The following is a 16,901-nucleotide window of genomic DNA, read 5'->3' as shown; positions in this document are numbered from 1 at the left end:
CGGGCATCCTCACCCATAGCAAGTGAGCCCGGCTGTATATGCTGGCAGCTGCCAAATCCGGATGATCGCCGCGCTCACACAAGAGCAACGGAGGTAGGCCATGAAGAAGTAATCGAACCTTTCTGAAACCTGAGTGCGACTACGTTTTATGACCGGTGAAGCCGGGAGCGACCGGACCCATAGCCCGACCAGCGGCGGGCCAACCAATTCCGCTGGTGCAATTCGAGGTGCAGCCATGTAGGCCCGGCACCCCATTCCCGCCCGAGGTGCGTCTCGGGCTTTGTTTGAAGGCAAATGCAAATGACGCAGACACAGCTGCAGCACTACGAAAGAGCCAGGCGCCGGCTCGCTGATGCTGACATCGCATTCATGGAGATGGTCGCGCATCCGACCAACCCGATGACCCGCGAGGATCTTCATGCGTTGATCAAGCTGCGTCCCGATCACTACGGCCGGTTCGCCGGCTGGTTGGACGTGCTGCCGAGCAGAGCAAGCTGATGCTCTCGATACAAGCCGCAACCTATAAGGCGCTGGCCTTCCTCGGTCCGCAGTGGAGCGCGCTGTTCGCGGGATTTGCTGTCGTGATCTGGGGCGAGCTGCACATCACGCCGGCCGGCATGGCCTATCTCGAGACTCTGGAGCACTGACATGGGCACAGCACTGATCCGCCGCGTCCCCGATATCGGGGAAACGTTCGAGGATGGCGATCCTCCGTTCAGACGCGGCTTCCGCGTCAGCTCATGGCTCAAGCGGGCGAAGCGCCAGCACGGCATGGCCCAGGACGTTGGGCCTGACAACTGCAAACTCGTGTTTTGCCTGCGCGACGAGGCCGAATACGTCAGCGCGTCCGGCGTGTGCGGGATCATCCGCCGCGTCGAGGACGTCGTGATCACAGGCCGCGTGCCATGGAGCGAGGAGTGGATCCAGGAGTCCCGCTCGCTCGCAATCCGGCTCGTAGGCAAAATCGTTTGGTGAAGCCATGTCCAAGTTCCAGATCAACGATTGGGTCCGATCGGTCGCGGTCGGATCGAAGGAGTCGTTCGTCGGCCAGATCACCGGCTATTGCGAGGCTGGCTACATCGTCCGCTGCGCCGAGAACAAGCGCTGGGGCCGATCCGAGGACCAGCTGGAGCTGGCCAGTAAGCGAGAGGCCGCATGATGGCACGCAAGTTCAAGCATGATCCCGCCGATCGCTGCCACTGCAGCTTCTGCGGCATCGCCGAGGATATCCATCTTCTCGATGGCGTCCTCAAGAACGAGCAGGACACCGGCAAGCTGTCCTGCATCCGCTGCTATCCGAATGACAGCTGGTGCTGCGGCGCAGTCGAGATGGTGGAGATGAGCATCGCTCCCTCCCTCAAGCCCTTCTACGACCAGTATGCCGCGAGCGAGCGGTGGAACGAGGCGCACCGTGGCTAAGCAGCGCCATCGCCGTCCGTATGGCCGGCATCGTCGTGACTACGGCTGCTGCCCAGGTCACGACCTCTATCCGTCAGAAACCTACAACAGCCGGCGATCGAAGAAAGCGCGTTCTCGTGACAATGCGAAGATGCACCGCGCATTCCGCCGCACCAGCAAGCGGGAGCTGGCCCATGGCCAGGAATCCGCCGACGAGAGGTTGTCATGAGCGCGTATGACCGCTGCCCCTGCCCGAAGACGTCGCCGTGGGGCGCCATCCAGCACAAGAAGGAGTTGGCGCCTGGCATCTGGCAGATCTCTACCGCCGGCCACGGCGGCATCAAGCTGTCCCGCGAGCGCAACGCCGCGGTGCCGAAATACATGCGGCGCGAGGGCGGCTGGTACGAGGAGGATTGCGAATGGGCGCTGGCCGCTGTCGTGCATCCGATCGGCTTGCAGCGCGTCATCAAGACCGAAGGCAAGCCGGACCGAACCGAGTTCGAGATCGCCATGGAGACGTTCCGCCATTGGCATCCGGACGCATACGAGCATTTCACCGGCGTTCCGCTGCTGCCTGGTCAATCTCGCATCAAGGACGAGAGGCAGTTCGCGCTCGACAACGAGGGCAACTTCGTCGTCGCTGCAGCCTGGGGCGAGTGGGCGTCATGGGTTCCGGTAGGAAAGGTCGGCGTCATCGCTCGCCGTTCGTCGGACAAGGCCGAGAAGTGGTTCCTGGTCGATGCTGGACTCTATTCGAAGCGGACGGGTTGGGGCTTCGTCATCGATCTGGCTCGCGACACCGAGATCAGCAAGCCGGAGGGTCTGTGATGGAACGCATGCTCTATCTAGTCGCGCCGACCAACGACCAATGCCAATGGGACGAAAATGGCCCTATCATCCGCGACCTGTTCGTCTGGGCCGCGGACGCGAGCGAAGCTGTCAAGCTGTGGCGTGAGTTCAATGACATGGACGGACACACCGTGCTCGGTCTGTCGGAGAAGATCCGCGTGTTCGAAGTTCCGATTATGCCGGCTGGTGCGTCATCGGCTGCTGTCGGCTGGAGCGACGTCCATTCCTTTGGTGCAACCATCAGCGAACGGAGCGAGCTGTGAGCTACACCCCGCCTGACTACATGGACGACCTCAACCGGGCGCTTAACGTTTCGCTGGACACCGATGACTGCGAACTGCAGGCGACGGCGGCCATCAACGAAGTGGACCGACTGCAGGGCATCGAGAAGCTGCTGCGCGACAACCTCGTTCACATCATCGCAGCCCTGGAGCAGAAGCGGGATAGCGATGCCGATAACGAGCGCGAAGGCGAAGCCGAAGAGGCCGGCACGCTGATCAGGCTGCTGCGAAGCCTTCCCGATCAGGCTCCGGCCGAGTTCTACACCGAGAACGAGGAAGAAGAAGAGGAAGAAGATGGGGGTGCGTGAGCATGTTTCCGGCACCAGCTCCGGCTGGCGCTACGACACCGAGCAGAACGACCGTATCATCGTTTCGATCTATGGACCGATGGGCGCAACCAAGTTCTGCGGCGTGCTCAGCACGAACGAGGTCCGCACCCTGCGGGACCAGCTCGACCTGGCGCTGATGCGGATCAATGACCACTATGCCAGGATTGAAAACGAGGCAACGGCGCGTGCCATCGCAGAAGCCGGAGATGTTTCATGAGCGAAGAAGCTTCATGAGCGAAGAAGCGCGAAAGCTCGCTGACAGGTACGGCGGGGTCTGGGGCGAGCACCACACCTACATTCCTGCAACATGGCGGGTTGAGGTAGAGAACTGTGACACGAGACTCGGCTATTGGGACTGGGTTCTTGCGCAGTGCGAGACAAACGGCGTTGCGCCATAACGCTTGACTTTTGCTTTGCTTGAATGCAAACTTGCTGCAAACGGAGAACAAAATGAAAATCTCACTGAAGAGAGCGCTGAAGCTCCGCAAGGAGCTGGAGGCGATGCTCTCCAAGATCGAGCTGCCGACCAGCGTCAGCGTGTCGCTGCTGATCCAGCAGAACGTCGATGAGCCGGCGGCAATGGTCATCGGACCCGGGGTCCGGGCGCTGACGCAGCGCATCGACGAATACATGGCTCTCTCCCTGGTGCTGGCCAACCTGCGACAGGCAATCGCCAAGGCCAACGTCGAGCAGGGCGTCGAGGCTGCCCTCGCCCAGGCGGCGCACCACAACCGCGTCATGGCGATCCTGAAGAAGCTGGCATCCGCTGGCGTGACTCCGGCAGAGGAGCAGCTGAAGGCCGAGCTGGCCTACAGCCTCAGCGCCATGCAGAGCCCCGAGCGCGGCTATGGAGCGAACCGCGCTGTGAATGTGTCGGTGGTGTTGCCCGAGCTGCGGGACAAGGCCGCCGCGGGCTACATCGAAGCCAAGCGGTCGCTCGAAGCGATCGAAGACAACCGCGCCGGGCTGAACGCCGCGGTGCATCTGGAACTCGCAGAAGGTGATGCCAACCTGGTCCGGCAGACAGGCCTCATCTGACGCAAGTGGGCGGGAGACTTACTGAAGGCACACCGATCGAAAAATCATCATGGCAAACGCCCTCACCCCGAGGTCGCAACGCTCCTCGTTACCCGGCTGAACCCGCTCCCCATCGTGTGGAGCTTCGTCAATCGTCCGGTTCATGAGCGCTCGTTGCTTGTGGTTTGTTCCTCGTTGATCGTCCCTCGTTCGTGCTCTGACGTTCGTCTCCCGCTTCTGACCTGAGCAGGCTCCTGTCGTCTATCGGCAAGGACACCGCCCTCTCAAGGCGGAAAGGAAGGTTCGATTCCTTCCGGGAGCGCCAGGACGCTTAGCAAGCGATTGCATCGGCCGAGGGTCGAATCTGATCGTCGAAGATCAGGCGAGTCCAATTGGGCTCGGTAGCCAACAAGCGTGCGTGGGGACGTCGCCCCTCGCCCGATGCAATCCCTGCGATCCACCCCGACATCGCTGACCTTCCGCCCTGCGCTTCATCACGGAGCGCAGCACGGAGCGACATGCGTTGCTCTGCCGGACAACCTCCGGTTTCATCACAAGGAGTCTGCTACATGATCAAGAAGTTCGCCTTGCTTGCCGCTGCCACCATGCTCGCTGCACTGTCCGTGATGTCGTCCCCGGCCGCTGCCGGCGACTATACGGTCTACAACTCGACGACCGGCCAGGTCGGCACCGGCAACCTGCATCTCGAATACACGGCGCCGTCCACGATCGTCGAGAGCGACGTCAAGACCTGGCCGAGCATCGGCGCCGGTTCGATCGACACCCGACCGTCGCACAACTTCTCGAAGAAGGCCTACGCCAAGAGCACCGTCGTCGAGAGCGATCCGTCGACCTGGTACATCTTCAGCGCATCGGCGCGCTGATCAGCTGAACGTGAATTTCGGGAGGGGAGCAATCTCCTCCCGGGTTGCGTTTGTTTTGTGTTGCGTTTGCACGAATTGCGATGCAAATTCAGAGCAGGAGAAGCTTATGTTCGCCTTCGTAACCGGTCCGGAGTACCGCCTGCCCTTCGGCACATTCACCATCTGTCGCTTCCGGAAGAACCATGTGCATCGCGACTTCCAGAACCTCAGCTGGACCGAGCCGATGGACCTGAGCGTCAGCGTTCCGGCGCTGGACCTGGCCGCCATTCACCCCGCCAACAACGACAATGAGAGAGTCGCCTGATGGACCTGCACTGGATCCACAAAGCCAGAGACTTCGCCAAGCACGCCCACGGCGCGCAGCTCCGCAAGTATACCGGCGTGCCGTACTGGCACCATCTGGAAGAGGTGGCCGGGATCCTTTTGCGCCATTCGCAGAACCCACAGGTCGTCGCCGCCGGCTGGCTACATGACACGCTCGAAGACACCACGACCACATACGAGCAGCTGGTTGCGGAGTTCGACACCACGATCGCCGAACTGGTGCTGGAAGTGACGGACGTGAGCCGTCCCGAGCATGGCAAGCGCCCGATGCGCAAGCGGCTCGATCGACAATACCTGGCCGGAGCCTCGGCCTTCGGCCAAATGATCAAGTGCGCCGACACCATCAGCAACACCCGCGACATCGCCGAACACGATCACCGGTTCGCTCGCGAGGTCTACATCCCGGAGAAGTCAGCTCTGGTGCCGGTCCTCGTGAACGCCAGGAACTTCTGCTACCCGCTGTGGCGCGCGGCGTTCGATGAGGTCGAGAAGGCAAAGTTCGAGCTGCAGATCGCAGCATAGGTGGGTTCAGACATGATCAACGGAAACACCCTGATCGCATGGGGCTTCAAGCCGGGGCGCTGGTTCAAGGAGGCGCTGCACGAAGCCAATGCGATGCGCGACAACGGCATCTCAGATGATCTGATCTTCGAGCGACTGCAGATAATGCAACCGATCGAGACCTTGATGCGAACCAACTCACTGCCGTTCTCGATGATGATCGATGCCGAGAACGATCTGGAGCGGGCAAACATCGAGGCCGTCTCCCAGCATATGGACGCCTTGATGCGGGTGCCGACAATCAAGGCCGGCGCTGTTATGCCTGATGCCTGCCCGTCCGGCGCGCAGCCCGGCACTATCCCGGTCGGCGGCGTGGTCGCATGCGAGGATGCGATTCACCCGGGGTTCCACTCGTCCGACATCTGCTGCTCGGTAGCGATCACCGTGTTCAAGCGCAATGACGATCCGAAGCGCATCCTCGACGCGGTCATGGGTCTGACCCACTTCGGCCCCGGAGGGCGTCAGAAGACCGCCATTAACATGGCCAGCCATAACGTGCTGACCGGCATCGACAAGATGTCCAGCAACCCCTTCCTGGCCGGGCTCGAGGATTTTGCAGTCCGCCACTTCGCAACTCAGGGCGACGGCAACCACTTCGCCTACGTCGGCCACCTCAAGTCGACTGGACAACCGGCGCTGGTGACACACCACGGCTCCCGCGGCTTCGGTGCCCAGCTCTATAAGCGAGGTATGGCGGTCGCGAAGAGGCACACTGCGATCCACGCTCCGAAGGTGCCTCCGCACAATTCCTGGATCAAGGCATCGAGCAAGGATGGAGAGTCCTATTGGGCGGCCCTTCAGCTGATCCGCGAGTGGACGAAGAATAATCACTTCGCCATCCACGACATGGTCAAGCAGGAGCTGGGCAACCCTGTCGTCGATCGCTTCTGGAACGAGCATAACTTCGTCTTTCAGAAGACGGATGGGCTCTTTTACCACGGCAAAGGCGCAACGCCGAACTGGTCAGGCTTCTCGGCCGACGATGATGGGCGCACGCTGGTGCCGCTCAACATGGCCGAGCCCATCCTGATCCTGGAGCACGCCAACAATAAGGATGCGCTCGGCTTCGCCCCACACGGCGCCGGTCGCAACCTGGGCCGAAAGGCCTTCCTGCGTGAGAACCAGCCCGAGATGCCGAAGGGCATCGACGCTCGCTTCTACTGCGGCAAGCCGGACCTGTCCGAACTGCCGGAGGCCTACAAGAACGCAGCGTCTGTCCGGGCTCAGATCAGCAAGTACGGCATCGGCCGGGTCGCCGACGAGATCATTCCGTACGGCTCGATCATGGCCGGCGATTGGGAGGTAGATGCACCATGGCGAAAACAGTGATCAACACCATCCGCGCGCTCTTCCGCATCAGGCAGCTGATGCGGATTGAGCAGGTCGCCAAGAACGTCACCCTTGAGGTCGACCAGTACGACCAGCGCCTAAATGGCACGCCACCGCGCGGTGATGACTCCAAGCCACCGAACGGCGACGACTACAACCGCATCCTGTCCATCACGGACGACCTGAAGCAGGTTCTGTGATGCCATTCGATCACGACGTCAAGCAGCTGGCCTACACGCTCGATCCTGCGTGCTGGGTCAGCTACAGCGGCAAGGGGCGATGGTTCAAGGCGGCCATGGATGATCGGCGCAACGCCTCATTGATACAGGCACAAGCGCAGATCGATGCCGTGAAGGCGCGTCACGCTGCTCGGCAAGAGCAGAGGCACCGAGAACAGCGTACCGGAGCGCACGTCCTGGAGACCGCAAGGTCTCTGGGCTGGACAGACGACGGCGAGGGCGCGCTGGAGTTCCTGCTCCGGCGTGCAAGGGAAGTTGCGATCGAGGACTGTAAGGGCGAAACCGAGCAGGTTTGCGTGGCGTGCGGACAGCCCTGGACCGGCGAAGCCTGCGGTCAGAAAGACAACGGCTGGCCGTTCGAGGCTTGCGCGCCGGTCAAGCCCGAGCGATAGCTTCCTCGATCTTCCGCTTCCGCACCGACCGAACTTGCTCCAGCATCTCGCCATGCGACAGGAACCTGATCCGGGACTTGTCCGTGGAGAGACGCATGGCCTGCACGGCGAACTCCGCCGTGACATCGAACCAGCTGCCGGCGAGGCGGCGATTGCCCTTGTCGAACACGGCACAGACGTCACCTGCGATCCGGTTCGCGAGCAGCTCGCCGTCGACCCAGATGATGTGGTGGACCTGCAGCTCTTTCCAGCAGCCGAGCTGCATGGTCTTCAGGCTGCTCTGCAGGTTCCCTGAGACGCCGATCCGCAGCGGCCGGCCGCCATCAGGCCCCACTGCATAAACGGAGCAGAAGCCCAGCTTCGTGAAGATCTCGCGCTCCTGCTTCGTCGAGAACCAGGGCAGGCCGTTTACGATTTCAGATTTCCCCATCCCACCAGTATGGGGGCAGATGCGCTTGAATGCAAATTTTGCTTGCGTCGCGCGCAAATGCAAATTACCCAGATCGCACCCACTCAGGAGGGATAGATGACCGATAGAAGACCAGTGCTTTCCGCTGACGCCCTTCAGATCATGCCAGCGGAACACAAGGCGTTGCTCGAAGTCCGTGAGCTGTTCGCCAACGGCGCTTTCCACCACGACCACGAGATGAATTTCGGCCAGCAGAACGGCTTCAACATGGAGTGCCTGTTCGACAAACGCGAGTGCGGGACGACCGCCTGCATCGGCGGCTGGATGTGGGCTGTCATGAAGCGAGATGGCGCCACCGAGAGCAAGAGCGGAGCCCGATACGTCAAGGACGATCGCAGCTATCGCCTTCAGTTCCTGTTCTATCCGCCGCTCGATGACCTCAACGGCATGACCTACGACTACATCACGCCCGGCGCGGCCCTGGCGGCGATCGACAATTTCCTGTCCACGGGCGAGCCGAATTGGCCGCAGGCCTGCGGTATCGATCAGTCCTTCGAGGTCGAAGATGCTTGACTTCAGTAAGCCCATGCAGACCCGGGAGGGGCGCCCTGCCCGGTTCATCGGCCGTGGCTTCTGGAATGGCCCGGGCTGCGGACCACTGTTGTTTGCTGTTGATTGCGATGGCGTCGAGCGGCTCGCCTTCCGTGAGGAGGACGGCCGGTATCCGAAGTGTTACCGCGGCGGTGAAGAGCAGTCCATGTGGGACATCGTCAACGTCGGCCCTGACGTGGTCGTAATCGTGCTCGGCGGAAACGCACATGTGGCGCAGATGATTCTCGGCATGTCGGTCGAGATCCGCGACTACGATGTCGAGGCCTTCTCCGAGCATCCTGAAAACGGAATCCTGAGGGACAACCACGGCCGACTGTATCAGTGCAGCCACTACAGCTGCTCCTAACCAACACCCCCGTTGAGCAAAGCGCGCCGCCCTCTGACGGGGGTGGGAATGCACGGCACGCACCAACCACCACCAAGGAGAGACTGAATGGACCCCACCATGGGCGAGGCCACCTTCGACGTTTCCGAGTCCGCTTCTGCGCTCGTGAACGAAACCGCCGTCGTCACCACGACGTCGCCGGCAACTGCTCCGGAGACAAATTATCCGGTCGGTGTCGTCGACTTCAACAAGCCGTTCGAGGTGTTCGACTCCAACGACGACGACGATCGACACAGCAACGCCCGCGTCCTGGCCGTCCTGGCCGGCAACAACTATCCGGTGGTCGTCGTCTCGAACGACGGCAGCGAGGAGGTTGTCACTCAGTTCGACACCGATGGCAACAGCCTCAACGGCGACCTGAGCGTCGAGAACGTCGGCCCCGCGGTCGAGCAGCTCAAGTTCGTGATCATCTTCAAGGACCGTCGCGAATTCTCGCTCGGCGCCGAGCTGTATGACACCGAGCAGGCGGCGTTCGACGTGGCACGCAACGAAAGCGATGTCTTCGCAGTCCTGCCGGTCACGATCCCTGCCCTCAAGCAGGAGATCCCGCCGGTCCAGGTCGCCGCCACGTCCGATGACGACGAGGAGGACGAGGGCGAGGCAGTCGATGCCGGTCCGAAGTACGTCGCCGGCATGACGCTGAAGACCGGCGACAAGGTGCGTGCGTATCGCAAGAACCGCGGTTCGCGCACCTGCACCATCCTCAAGACCCGCCACTACCCGGCACACAAGCAGCTCTACATCCAGGCGGATGGCGAGAACCCCTACTGGGCGCTGAACAAGAACATCAGCCGCAACTGGTGATGCGACCTGCCCGCTCTCTACGGAGGGCGGGCACCCCACCCATTTTCTTCGACCATCAACAACAAGGCCGTAGCATGAAAGAGCCAGTCCGCGTCATCGATGAGCCGACCTTCGCCGCTCGCCTTCGCGAGGTGCTGTCGAGCACCGATCTTTCCCAGGTGAATGCCGTCACCGGCCCCGGGCGATCCGGCGCTGTCGCCGCCGTCTATGCCTCGCATATCCTGCACATCCCGTATATTCCGTACGGAGCCCGCTGTCCGGCAGGCTTCAAGCTGCTGATCGTCGACACCGCACGTGAGAGCGGCCGAACGCTGCGCAAGGCAGCCCGGCGCTACACGGACTCCGATCCGACCGTCGTGGTCGCCTTCGAGGAACCGCCTCGCGTCATGTTCTGGTACGAGGCGCCGAAGCCGCAGTTCTACCGGCACGAAAACAAGGTGGCGGCATGAAGCGTGCCATCCTCATGGCAGCTCTGCTGCTCGCCGGCTGCGACGACGGCGACAACGACATCCCCAAGCCGCGCCTGACATGCACCCAGGTCACAGCTCAATACCCGTGCGGACGCGGTGGCACGTGCGAGCAATGCGGCAACTGGCAGATCGGATGCCCAAAGCCGCTGGAGCTGCATCAGCAAATCGCGACCGGCAAATACGGGAAGGATGAAACCCAGCTCGTCTGTCGATTGAAGGAGCATCGCGATGTTTCTGCGTGGTCGCCGATGGCGGCACCCCTGCGATAAGGGCGATCCGGCGCAGCGCGCCATTGGAGCTGCGTTCCGCTTCCTGCTCGAAGAGCACACCTGGAAGCGCCATCCCGAACCATTCTCGAAGAGCAAACGAGGACGTGAACGTCGGGCCGTGAGGCGCTTCGTTCGCCGCGGAGACTGCTATGAAGCTGAAATACTGGTCTGATCGCGAGCAACAAATCCTGCGCGACAATCCGCAGATGCCAGTCAAAGAGCTGAAGAAGAAGCTCCCCGGCAGATCGGAACAGGCGATCAAACGAAAGCGAGACGATCTCGGGCTCGCCGCCATTCGCGAGTACAAGAACTGGTACCCATCCGACGATCGGCAGCTGATCGAGCACGCGAAGACCAAGGGCGCGATCGAGGTGTCGCGGTTGATGGGGCGCGGTGAAGGATCAGTCCGCACGCGAGCCGAAACCCTCGGCATCAGGTTCAAGAGCGAGGTTTCGAAGTATGCGACGACCGGCAACGCGCTCGTTGATGCGATCCGGCGTCGCTGCGAGGAGGATGGCATCGCAGTCCGAGACCTCGATCGCGAGCTAAAGACAGGGGCGTATTTCTCGAGTCATTGCCTGGGGTCGAAGGCCAGGCGCCGACTCCCGGTGATGAAGCACATCGCCAAGGCCGTCGACTTCTTCGGCGGTGAATTGGTCATCAACTGGAAAGACGAATAGAGGAGGGAACAATGGACGCAAGCCGGCCGCGATCTTGGGGCGGCCGGTGACTGAAAAGCGCGGTAACGAAGGGACATAAGCAACAGTGAGAACTCTTCTAGGACGGGCGGAGAAGAGTAGAAAGAACAGAGTATGCGTCACAACAGGACAGGCGGTCTCGGTCGGCGGGTCCGCCTTTTTCGTTCACGGGACAGACCGGATCGGACAACGACAACTCCAAATCCCGCACCCAGGAGACGTTGCCCGTGACCACTATTCGCTACCGATCAAGGGATAGACCACAAGAGGCGCTCAAGCGCCCAAACTTTTCGCTTGCTCTTTTGTTTGCTTGAATGCAAAACGCGAACGGGAGAGGACTCCTCGCCGGCAGACGTGTGTCAGCTCGTTTGCTTGAATGCAATTCGCATGCACACCGGAGAAATGCATGTCCTTCTACCTCGTCCGGCTTGAGCCGGATCCGAACCAGCCCGGCGTCTGCACCGATGTGCCGCTGCCGGAATACGGTCCCTACGAGAAGGGGAGTGAAGCCGCCAAGGAGGCCAAGCGCGTCGGCGACTACCTTGGCGTCCGTGTGCAGCCTCGGCGCATGAGCCAGGCTGGAGATTGGCGCGAACGCCATCGCAAGCGCCTCGCTGATGGCATCGAGCGCGGCATTCTCAAGGCACTGCCGGCAAAATGGGATCTTCCTCCGATTTCGGACCACTTCGCCCACATCCAGCTGGTGGGCGCCCCCTCCATGATCACCTTCGTCGCAACCGAAGAGGATGCAATCCTAGACAAGTTCACCTCGGTCACCCCTGGTCGGTACATCAGCAGGTACTACGACACGGATGATCACAAAATCCCTGACGACCAGCGCCGCAAGCTGATCTCGTCGATCGACCCCAGCGGGGAGGTCTTCTTCGCGTTCGATCCCGACGAGATCGTCCGCGTCTACGCGGATGGCCCCTCTTCGTGCATGGACGGCGACCACAAGTTCTCGACTCCGGTACGTCCGGTCTCGGTGTATGGAGCCGGCGACCTAGCTGTCGCCTACACGGTGAACAGCCGTGGCCGCATCCAGTCCCGTGCGGTCTGCTGGCCCAAGAACAAGGTCTATGGCCGCTGCTACGGCGACGTGCAGCGTTTGGAGGCCGCGTTGGAAGCCGAAGGCTTCGAGACGCCGCGCGAGGGCCACTCCGCCGACGAGAACGGTCCCACCTTCGTCGGCGCCAGGATGATGAAGGTCTTCCTGAACAACGACAAGAACTACGTCGTGATGCCCTACTTCGACGACCTCAATATCTGCGTCGATGCCGGCGATCACTGGATCACCGCGGATAAGGAGCCGCCACCCAGCGCCGAGCAGCATCCCGACATCGTCAAGAGCGGCGGTACCAACGGCTACGCGGAAATCCAGCGTTGGTGCCCGAAGATGCGCAACTACTACAGCAAGCGGTCTTTCAGGCAGGTCAATGGCGTCGACCAGCAGTGGTCGGTGTCCGGCTGCGAGCGATACGCCTTCCAGTGCTCGGAAACGCATGAATATTGGCCCGATGAGGACCAATACAAGGTCGTTCTCCCGAACGTCGGTCGTGTCGGCGACTGCTGGGTTTCCAAGAAGTGGTTCGATGAGAACGGTGCGATCTGCGAGGCGACTGGCAAGCCCTGCAAGAAGTCCGATCTCGTCGAGCACAAAGGCAAGATGGTCTCTCGTCACTGGCTGCGATGGGCGAATGAGAGGTCGCTCCGAGACGCCGATTACGGTCTCAGGCCGCTTCGCGGACGGACTTTCGACAGGGTCTGGGTCGACGACCCGATCTCTGCCGACGTCTCCATATCACTCAGCCGGATGCCGATCCCGCTCGGTGAAATCACCATGCGCGAGATGATCGAAGGTCGCTTCGACCCGACCCCAGCACGAGACGTCGAATACGTCACGACGACAACCATCGACGGTCGCGTGATCCGTCGCCGCGTCGCCTAATCACAAGAAAGCAGAGCAATGAGCAACAAAGACCTCGAAACCCTCACCGCGATGCTGACCTACCGGCGGCCGGCCGGCTCGCAGACGGAAGCGGAGTTCGTCGCCCGCTTCCTGCTGCCGCTGGGCGTCAAGAAGGACCAGTTCGACAACCACTTCCTCATCGTCGGTGAGGAGAGGCCGACAGTCCTGTGGTCGTCGCACACCGACAGCGTCCACAACCGCACCGGCTACCAGAAAGTGCAGTACGACGGAAAATTCCTCCGCCTGCCGGAGAAATCGAAGTCGAACTGCCTCGGCGCCGACTGTGCCTCGGGCGTGTGGATCATGATGGAGATGATCAAGGCCAATGTGCCTGGTCTCTACATGTTCCATGCTGCCGAGGAGATCGGCTGCATCGGCTCCAGCGCGATCGCCGAGAAGACGCCGCAGTTCCTGGACGGCATCCAGGTGGCTGTGGCGTTCGATCGTCGCCGCACGCACTCGGTGATCACTCATCAGGGTCCGCGCTGCTGTTCGGATACGTTCGGGAGGTCGATTGCTGCTCAGCTGCCCGAGGGCTATAGGCTCGACCCGACCGGCTTCCTGACCGACACCAAGAAATACATCAACCTGGTGCCGGAGTGCAGCAACCTGTCGGTCGGCTACTTCGAAGAGCACCATCCGACCGAGAAGCAGGATGTTGATCACCTGATCAAGCTGCGCGACCACATGGTCAAGATCGACCAGAGCAAGTTCGTGGTCGAGCGTGATCCGAAGAAGCCAGAGCTGCCCAGCCAGATCCTGAGCAAGCTGTCCAGCTACCGGCGCAAGCGGCCATCCACGGTCTACGACCTAGTCTATCACAACCCGGGTCCAATCGCTCGCTTCCTGCAGGATGAGGTCGGCCTCACCTTCAAGGAGGTGAACACGATCATCGAATGCCAGAACCAGAAGCCTGACATCGATCAAGGCGGCAATCTCTCGATCTCTGACCTGTTCGATGACGACGACGATTTCGGCTTCGGCTTGGGCTCGAAGATCGCCTCCTGATCCACACAACATCACCACTGACAACAGAAAGACCACGCTATGAAGCTTGGAATGCAGGATCACGTCGACGTCGCGTCCGGTGTGCAGTCGGAGATCAAGGTTACGTTCGACATGAACGCGGTCGCCTTCTACGCCCAGATGTCGGGCCTGGCGAAGGACAAGATCGGCTACCCGATCCGCGAGATCTCCACCAACGCCTGGGACGCCTCCCGCGGCAATTACGAGGTCCATCTGCCGACCGGTTTGAACCCGGTCTTCCGCGTCCGCGACTTCGGTCCTGGCATGACGCCTGAGCAGATGCAGGAGGTCTACGCCAAGATGTATGCGTCGACCAAGCGCGAGAGCAACAACGACGTCGGTGGCTGGGGTCTCGGCCGCTTCTCGCCCTTCGCCTACCTGATCGGCGAGAGCGGCGCTGGCTCCTACAACGTCGTTTCCTACACCGGCGGCATGATGCGGGCCTACGTGATGTCGCTGGCCGCTGGCGGCTTCCCGGTGCTGCGCCTGCTCGCCGAGGTTCCGTCCGACGAGCCGTCAGGCCTCGACGTGTCGTTCCCGGTCCGTCGTGAAGACGTCCACGCCTTCAACAACCGGGCCAGCCAGATCCTGTGGTCGTTCAATCCACGCCCCAGGATCACCCCGGCGCCGCAGTGGAATGAGGCTGAGGTGTCGTCATCCGGCGAGGGCTGGACCTGGTACAAGGACCATACGGTTCCGTTCTACGGTCCGCAGGTCCGCATGGGCTGCGTCATGTATCCCATCGATCTACGCCAGATCGAGACCACCGGCTTCCTGCATCACGACGATACCGTGCTGTTCGACGCTCCGATCGGCTCGCTGAAGGTCACCCTGTCCCGTGAGGAACTGGCCTACGACGAGAACACCAAGGGAACGCTGAAGAACCTGGTTGCGTCGTTCGAGCAGAATTTCATCAACCAGGTTCGCCGGAAGGTGGATGCAGCCAAGACTCTGTTCGAGGCCTGCAAGGTGTTCGAGACCGAACAGGAAGAGCTGGGCATGACCCGGCTGGAGAAGCTGCGAAACCTGATCGAGTGGAATGGCCGCCGGCTCCACCAGCACATCCTGAAGCAGGACTTCAAGACGGCGAAGCTGGGTAATGACTGGCGGACGTTCGACAAGTTCGAGGACGTCGAGGTTCGCTCGTCCTGGGCTGCCGACGCCGCGGTCGTCATCGAGCATAATCCGAACTACTCGTTCAGCCGCTTCATGATGGCGGAGCTGGTCGGCAAGAAGGTGCTCTGGGTCCGCTGCAAGCGTATCAACCGCGATGCCGCTCTCGCTCGCCTCGGTAATCCCGAGAATGTTGTCGATCTCGACAGCTTCAAGGTTCCGGTCGAGAAGCGTCGCGGCAAAACGGTCCGCAAGCGCCGCACCCTGGTGGTCAGCGCAAGCGGCCTGACCAGGATGACGCAGGACGTCGATCTGGCCGATGGCGGCGAGTACATCGAGGAGTCGACCGCGGGTTACGGCCGGCGGCGGCGCCACGACAGCTGGTTCTATGTCAACGGTCGCACGATCAGCCTCTACGACCTCGACAGCGTGGTTGCTGACTGCGTGAGGCTCGGCATTCTGGAAGTTGGTCAGATGTTCCTGATCAAGGGCCAGGACGCGGTAACTCCGGACAACTGGTCGGAGATGGATATCGTCTCCGACCTGAAGGCGAAGGTCGATCCGACGCATCTGACCGAGAAGGACAATCGCACCTCGCTCGATAGCAACCTCTCGGTCTGGGCCAAGAGCCGTCAGATCGAGCGGATGCCGAACGATGTGCAGGCCTTTTGGTCAAAGCTGCACCAGGTTCAGTCCAGCCTGTCGCGCCGCGGCGCCCGGGAGACCACGCCATCCGACATCGCTCACGGCGCCCTCAAGAAGCTCGGCATCTCCGTCGAGATCAAGAGGGCGGACGATCCCGTGGTTGTGGTCGAGAGGGAATATGCCGAATTGGGCCAAAAGTACCCGCTGCTCCGGTCGATCATCAATCGCTCCGGCTACTACAGTTTCGACGGCGAGACCTACCGACAGCTGACGCACTATCTCGGCCTCCTGGTTGACAGCCAGGAGTTCCGGAAGCTGGCGCCAGCCAAGGACGAGAAGGTCACCGTCGAAGATGACGAGGATGCAGACCTGTACGACGACCTCGACGAAGACCTCGACGAGGCGGCCTGAAACCAACGGAAACCGTCATGATCCCGAGCATCATCACTGACACTTCGATCACGTTCATCGCACAGGGCCGGCCGTGGGTCCTGGCGATGGACCATCCGAAGTTCGGCGAGGTCAAGGAGTTGCTGCAGGCCGGCGAGGCCGACGCGAACAAACTCGTTTGTCTCGCTGACGTTCGGGTGGCGGTCGAAGCGGCCACCGATGGAGCGGCCGTCCTCAATGAGGACGGTCTTTTCCTGAACGGCGAGAAGCTTTCGGAGGCATGGGAGCAAAAGGCTCAGGCGACTCCGGATGCGATGAAAGTTCTGCTCGTGAGCCCGGGAGACCGGGTTCGCGTCCAGGGCGATCCCGATGCGCCTGATGGCATCTACACGGTCGGCGATGTCGACAATGCCGATGCCGACAAGCGCGTCTACGTCGAGAGCGACGAGGATTTCTTCGGCTTCGTCGCCAATACCTCCATCATCGAGATCATCAAGGAGTGAGAAAC

28 protein-coding genes and 1 tRNA gene are annotated in these 16,901 nt (G+C 61.4%); 28 read left to right on the top strand and 1 reads right to left on the bottom strand.

The window, feature by feature from the left end; genetic code table 11:
* Positions 1 to 300 precede the first annotated feature (300 nt).
* From QX126_RS16485 to QX126_RS16400, 18 genes are all read left to right on the top strand, one after another.
* The gene (locus QX126_RS16485; protein ID WP_315782289.1) at positions 301 to 498 is read left to right on the top strand and encodes a hypothetical protein; all 198 of its coding nucleotides are present in this window, start codon (positions 301 to 303) and stop codon (positions 496 to 498) included.
* Positions 498 to 647 (top strand): hypothetical protein, encoded by a 150-nt coding sequence (locus QX126_RS16480; RefSeq protein WP_315782288.1) that lies wholly within the window; start codon positions 498 to 500, stop codon positions 645 to 647. The genes QX126_RS16485 and QX126_RS16480 overlap by 1 nt, the downstream gene beginning before the upstream one ends.
* 1 nt (position 648) lies before the next feature.
* On the top strand, positions 649 to 975 hold the full coding sequence (locus tag QX126_RS16475; protein WP_315782287.1) for a hypothetical protein: 327 nt from the start codon (positions 649 to 651) through the stop codon (positions 973 to 975).
* A 4-nt stretch (positions 976 to 979) separates the two neighbouring features.
* The gene (locus tag QX126_RS16470; RefSeq protein ID WP_315782286.1) at positions 980 to 1,159 is read left to right on the top strand and encodes a hypothetical protein; all 180 of its coding nucleotides are present in this window, start codon (positions 980 to 982) and stop codon (positions 1,157 to 1,159) included.
* The gene (locus tag QX126_RS16465; protein WP_315782285.1) at positions 1,156 to 1,419 is read left to right on the top strand and encodes a hypothetical protein; all 264 of its coding nucleotides are present in this window, start codon (positions 1,156 to 1,158) and stop codon (positions 1,417 to 1,419) included. The genes QX126_RS16470 and QX126_RS16465 overlap by 4 nt, the downstream gene beginning before the upstream one ends.
* Positions 1,412 to 1,627 (top strand): hypothetical protein, encoded by a 216-nt coding sequence (locus QX126_RS16460; RefSeq protein WP_315782283.1) that lies wholly within the window; start codon positions 1,412 to 1,414, stop codon positions 1,625 to 1,627. The genes QX126_RS16465 and QX126_RS16460 overlap by 8 nt, the downstream gene beginning before the upstream one ends.
* On the top strand, positions 1,624 to 2,226 hold the full coding sequence (locus QX126_RS16455; protein WP_315782281.1) for a DUF7007 domain-containing protein: 603 nt from the start codon (positions 1,624 to 1,626) through the stop codon (positions 2,224 to 2,226). The genes QX126_RS16460 and QX126_RS16455 overlap by 4 nt, the downstream gene beginning before the upstream one ends.
* Complete coding sequence (locus QX126_RS16450) at positions 2,226 to 2,510, top strand: hypothetical protein (protein ID WP_315782278.1); 285 nt, start codon at positions 2,226 to 2,228, stop codon at positions 2,508 to 2,510. The genes QX126_RS16455 and QX126_RS16450 overlap by 1 nt, the downstream gene beginning before the upstream one ends.
* Positions 2,507 to 2,836 (top strand): hypothetical protein, encoded by a 330-nt coding sequence (locus QX126_RS16445; RefSeq protein ID WP_315782276.1) that lies wholly within the window; start codon positions 2,507 to 2,509, stop codon positions 2,834 to 2,836. Before QX126_RS16450 ends, QX126_RS16445 begins: the two co-directional genes overlap by 4 nt.
* A complete protein-coding gene (locus QX126_RS16440) occupies positions 2,823 to 3,074 on the top strand; it encodes a hypothetical protein (protein WP_315782274.1) in 252 nt (83 codons plus the stop codon). The genes QX126_RS16445 and QX126_RS16440 overlap by 14 nt, the downstream gene beginning before the upstream one ends.
* A 212-nt stretch (positions 3,075 to 3,286) precedes the next feature.
* Positions 3,287 to 3,895: a hypothetical protein gene (locus tag QX126_RS16435; RefSeq protein ID WP_315782273.1), complete on the top strand. Its 609-nt coding sequence runs from the start codon at positions 3,287 to 3,289 to the stop codon at positions 3,893 to 3,895.
* A gap of 229 nt (positions 3,896 to 4,124) precedes the next feature.
* Positions 4,125 to 4,199 (top strand) — tRNA-Glu (locus QX126_RS16430).
* Positions 4,200 to 4,443: 244 nt separating this feature from the next.
* Positions 4,444 to 4,758 carry a hypothetical protein gene (locus QX126_RS16425; RefSeq protein ID WP_315782271.1) on the top strand — a complete coding sequence of 105 codons (315 nt, stop codon included), beginning with the start codon at positions 4,444 to 4,446 and terminating at the stop codon, positions 4,756 to 4,758.
* A 106-nt stretch (positions 4,759 to 4,864) separates the two neighbouring features.
* Positions 4,865 to 5,062, top strand: a complete 198-nt coding sequence (locus QX126_RS16420) for a hypothetical protein (RefSeq protein WP_315740063.1) — start codon at positions 4,865 to 4,867, stop codon at positions 5,060 to 5,062.
* Positions 5,062 to 5,604: an HD domain-containing protein gene (locus QX126_RS16415; RefSeq protein ID WP_315782268.1), complete on the top strand. Its 543-nt coding sequence runs from the start codon at positions 5,062 to 5,064 to the stop codon at positions 5,602 to 5,604. Before QX126_RS16420 ends, QX126_RS16415 begins: the two co-directional genes overlap by 1 nt.
* Positions 5,605 to 5,616: 12 nt before the next feature.
* A complete protein-coding gene (locus QX126_RS16410; RefSeq protein ID WP_315782267.1) occupies positions 5,617 to 6,972 on the top strand; it encodes an RtcB family protein in 1,356 nt (451 codons plus the stop codon).
* Positions 6,957 to 7,172: a hypothetical protein gene (locus tag QX126_RS16405; RefSeq protein WP_315782265.1), complete on the top strand. Its 216-nt coding sequence runs from the start codon at positions 6,957 to 6,959 to the stop codon at positions 7,170 to 7,172. The genes QX126_RS16410 and QX126_RS16405 overlap by 16 nt, the downstream gene beginning before the upstream one ends.
* Entirely contained in the window at positions 7,172 to 7,603 is a 432-nt protein-coding gene (locus QX126_RS16400) for a hypothetical protein (RefSeq protein WP_315782263.1), read from the top strand. The genes QX126_RS16405 and QX126_RS16400 overlap by 1 nt, the downstream gene beginning before the upstream one ends.
* On the opposite strand, the gene QX126_RS16395 is transcribed toward QX126_RS16400, so the two are convergent.
* Complete coding sequence (locus QX126_RS16395; protein ID WP_315782261.1) at positions 7,587 to 8,246, bottom strand: hypothetical protein; 660 nt, start codon at positions 8,244 to 8,246, stop codon at positions 7,587 to 7,589. The genes QX126_RS16400 and QX126_RS16395 overlap by 17 nt on opposite strands.
* A gap of 3 nt (positions 8,247 to 8,249) precedes the next feature.
* Between QX126_RS16395 and QX126_RS16390 the strand changes: the two genes are divergently transcribed.
* The 10 genes from QX126_RS16390 (at position 8,250) to QX126_RS16345 (ending at position 16,896) form a co-directional block, all read left to right on the top strand.
* Positions 8,250 to 8,585, top strand: coding sequence for a hypothetical protein (locus tag QX126_RS16390; protein ID WP_315740056.1), 336 nt, complete (start codon positions 8,250 to 8,252; stop codon positions 8,583 to 8,585).
* On the top strand, positions 8,578 to 8,970 hold the full coding sequence (locus QX126_RS16385; RefSeq protein WP_315782259.1) for a hypothetical protein: 393 nt from the start codon (positions 8,578 to 8,580) through the stop codon (positions 8,968 to 8,970). Before QX126_RS16390 ends, QX126_RS16385 begins: the two co-directional genes overlap by 8 nt.
* A gap of 87 nt (positions 8,971 to 9,057) precedes the next feature.
* The gene (locus QX126_RS16380) at positions 9,058 to 9,813 is read left to right on the top strand and encodes a hypothetical protein (protein ID WP_315782257.1); all 756 of its coding nucleotides are present in this window, start codon (positions 9,058 to 9,060) and stop codon (positions 9,811 to 9,813) included.
* A gap of 74 nt (positions 9,814 to 9,887) precedes the next feature.
* A complete protein-coding gene (locus tag QX126_RS16375; RefSeq protein ID WP_315768503.1) occupies positions 9,888 to 10,262 on the top strand; it encodes a hypothetical protein in 375 nt (124 codons plus the stop codon).
* A complete protein-coding gene (locus QX126_RS16370; protein ID WP_315768505.1) occupies positions 10,259 to 10,552 on the top strand; it encodes a hypothetical protein in 294 nt (97 codons plus the stop codon). Before QX126_RS16375 ends, QX126_RS16370 begins: the two co-directional genes overlap by 4 nt.
* A gap of 149 nt (positions 10,553 to 10,701) precedes the next feature.
* Positions 10,702 to 11,232, top strand: a complete 531-nt coding sequence (locus QX126_RS16365; RefSeq protein ID WP_315782256.1) for a hypothetical protein — start codon at positions 10,702 to 10,704, stop codon at positions 11,230 to 11,232.
* A gap of 424 nt (positions 11,233 to 11,656) precedes the next feature.
* On the top strand, positions 11,657 to 13,198 hold the full coding sequence (locus QX126_RS16360) for a hypothetical protein (RefSeq protein WP_315782255.1): 1,542 nt from the start codon (positions 11,657 to 11,659) through the stop codon (positions 13,196 to 13,198).
* 18 nt (positions 13,199 to 13,216) lie between these two features.
* Positions 13,217 to 14,227: a M28 family peptidase gene (locus tag QX126_RS16355; RefSeq protein ID WP_315768510.1), complete on the top strand. Its 1,011-nt coding sequence runs from the start codon at positions 13,217 to 13,219 to the stop codon at positions 14,225 to 14,227.
* A gap of 51 nt (positions 14,228 to 14,278) precedes the next feature.
* Entirely contained in the window at positions 14,279 to 16,414 is a 2,136-nt protein-coding gene (locus tag QX126_RS16350) for an ATP-binding protein (protein ID WP_315782253.1), read from the top strand.
* A 17-nt stretch (positions 16,415 to 16,431) separates the two neighbouring features.
* On the top strand, positions 16,432 to 16,896 hold the full coding sequence (locus QX126_RS16345) for a hypothetical protein (protein WP_315768514.1): 465 nt from the start codon (positions 16,432 to 16,434) through the stop codon (positions 16,894 to 16,896).
* Positions 16,897 to 16,901: the final 5 nt, after the last annotated feature.

The organism is Bradyrhizobium sp. SZCCHNPS1003 (genome assembly GCF_032381555.1).
Lineage (GTDB): Bacteria > Pseudomonadota > Alphaproteobacteria > Rhizobiales > Xanthobacteraceae > Bradyrhizobium.
This window is presented reverse-complemented; position numbering and strand designations above follow the sequence as displayed.

Bases quoted from the DNA above. Each gene is read 5' to 3' on its own strand.
- QX126_RS16485 (WP_315782289.1), top strand. From the start codon at position 301: ATGACGCAGACACAGCTGCAGCACTACGAAAGAGCCAGGCGCCGGCTC.
- QX126_RS16480 (WP_315782288.1), top strand. From the start codon at position 498: ATGCTCTCGATACAAGCCGCAACCTATAAGGCGCTGGCCTTCCTCGGT.
- QX126_RS16475 (WP_315782287.1), top strand. From the start codon at position 649: ATGGGCACAGCACTGATCCGCCGCGTCCCCGATATCGGGGAAACGTTC.
- QX126_RS16470 (WP_315782286.1), top strand. From the start codon at position 980: ATGTCCAAGTTCCAGATCAACGATTGGGTCCGATCGGTCGCGGTCGGA.
- QX126_RS16465 (WP_315782285.1), top strand. From the start codon at position 1,156: ATGATGGCACGCAAGTTCAAGCATGATCCCGCCGATCGCTGCCACTGC.
- QX126_RS16455 (WP_315782281.1), top strand. From the start codon at position 1,624: ATGAGCGCGTATGACCGCTGCCCCTGCCCGAAGACGTCGCCGTGGGGC.
- QX126_RS16450 (WP_315782278.1), top strand. From the start codon at position 2,226: ATGGAACGCATGCTCTATCTAGTCGCGCCGACCAACGACCAATGCCAA.
- QX126_RS16440 (WP_315782274.1), top strand. From the start codon at position 2,823: ATGGGGGTGCGTGAGCATGTTTCCGGCACCAGCTCCGGCTGGCGCTAC.
- QX126_RS16425 (WP_315782271.1), top strand. From the start codon at position 4,444: ATGATCAAGAAGTTCGCCTTGCTTGCCGCTGCCACCATGCTCGCTGCA.
- QX126_RS16420 (WP_315740063.1), top strand. From the start codon at position 4,865: ATGTTCGCCTTCGTAACCGGTCCGGAGTACCGCCTGCCCTTCGGCACA.
- QX126_RS16415 (WP_315782268.1), top strand. From the start codon at position 5,062: ATGGACCTGCACTGGATCCACAAAGCCAGAGACTTCGCCAAGCACGCC.
- QX126_RS16410 (WP_315782267.1), top strand. From the start codon at position 5,617: ATGATCAACGGAAACACCCTGATCGCATGGGGCTTCAAGCCGGGGCGC.
- QX126_RS16405 (WP_315782265.1), top strand. From the start codon at position 6,957: ATGGCGAAAACAGTGATCAACACCATCCGCGCGCTCTTCCGCATCAGG.
- QX126_RS16400 (WP_315782263.1), top strand. From the start codon at position 7,172: ATGCCATTCGATCACGACGTCAAGCAGCTGGCCTACACGCTCGATCCT.
- QX126_RS16390 (WP_315740056.1), top strand. From the start codon at position 8,250: ATGAATTTCGGCCAGCAGAACGGCTTCAACATGGAGTGCCTGTTCGAC.
- QX126_RS16385 (WP_315782259.1), top strand. From the start codon at position 8,578: ATGCTTGACTTCAGTAAGCCCATGCAGACCCGGGAGGGGCGCCCTGCC.
- QX126_RS16380 (WP_315782257.1), top strand. From the start codon at position 9,058: ATGGACCCCACCATGGGCGAGGCCACCTTCGACGTTTCCGAGTCCGCT.
- QX126_RS16375 (WP_315768503.1), top strand. From the start codon at position 9,888: ATGAAAGAGCCAGTCCGCGTCATCGATGAGCCGACCTTCGCCGCTCGC.
- QX126_RS16370 (WP_315768505.1), top strand. From the start codon at position 10,259: ATGAAGCGTGCCATCCTCATGGCAGCTCTGCTGCTCGCCGGCTGCGAC.
- QX126_RS16365 (WP_315782256.1), top strand. From the start codon at position 10,702: ATGAAGCTGAAATACTGGTCTGATCGCGAGCAACAAATCCTGCGCGAC.
- QX126_RS16360 (WP_315782255.1), top strand. From the start codon at position 11,657: ATGTCCTTCTACCTCGTCCGGCTTGAGCCGGATCCGAACCAGCCCGGC.
- QX126_RS16355 (WP_315768510.1), top strand. From the start codon at position 13,217: ATGAGCAACAAAGACCTCGAAACCCTCACCGCGATGCTGACCTACCGG.
- QX126_RS16350 (WP_315782253.1), top strand. From the start codon at position 14,279: ATGCAGGATCACGTCGACGTCGCGTCCGGTGTGCAGTCGGAGATCAAG.
- QX126_RS16345 (WP_315768514.1), top strand. From the start codon at position 16,432: ATGATCCCGAGCATCATCACTGACACTTCGATCACGTTCATCGCACAG.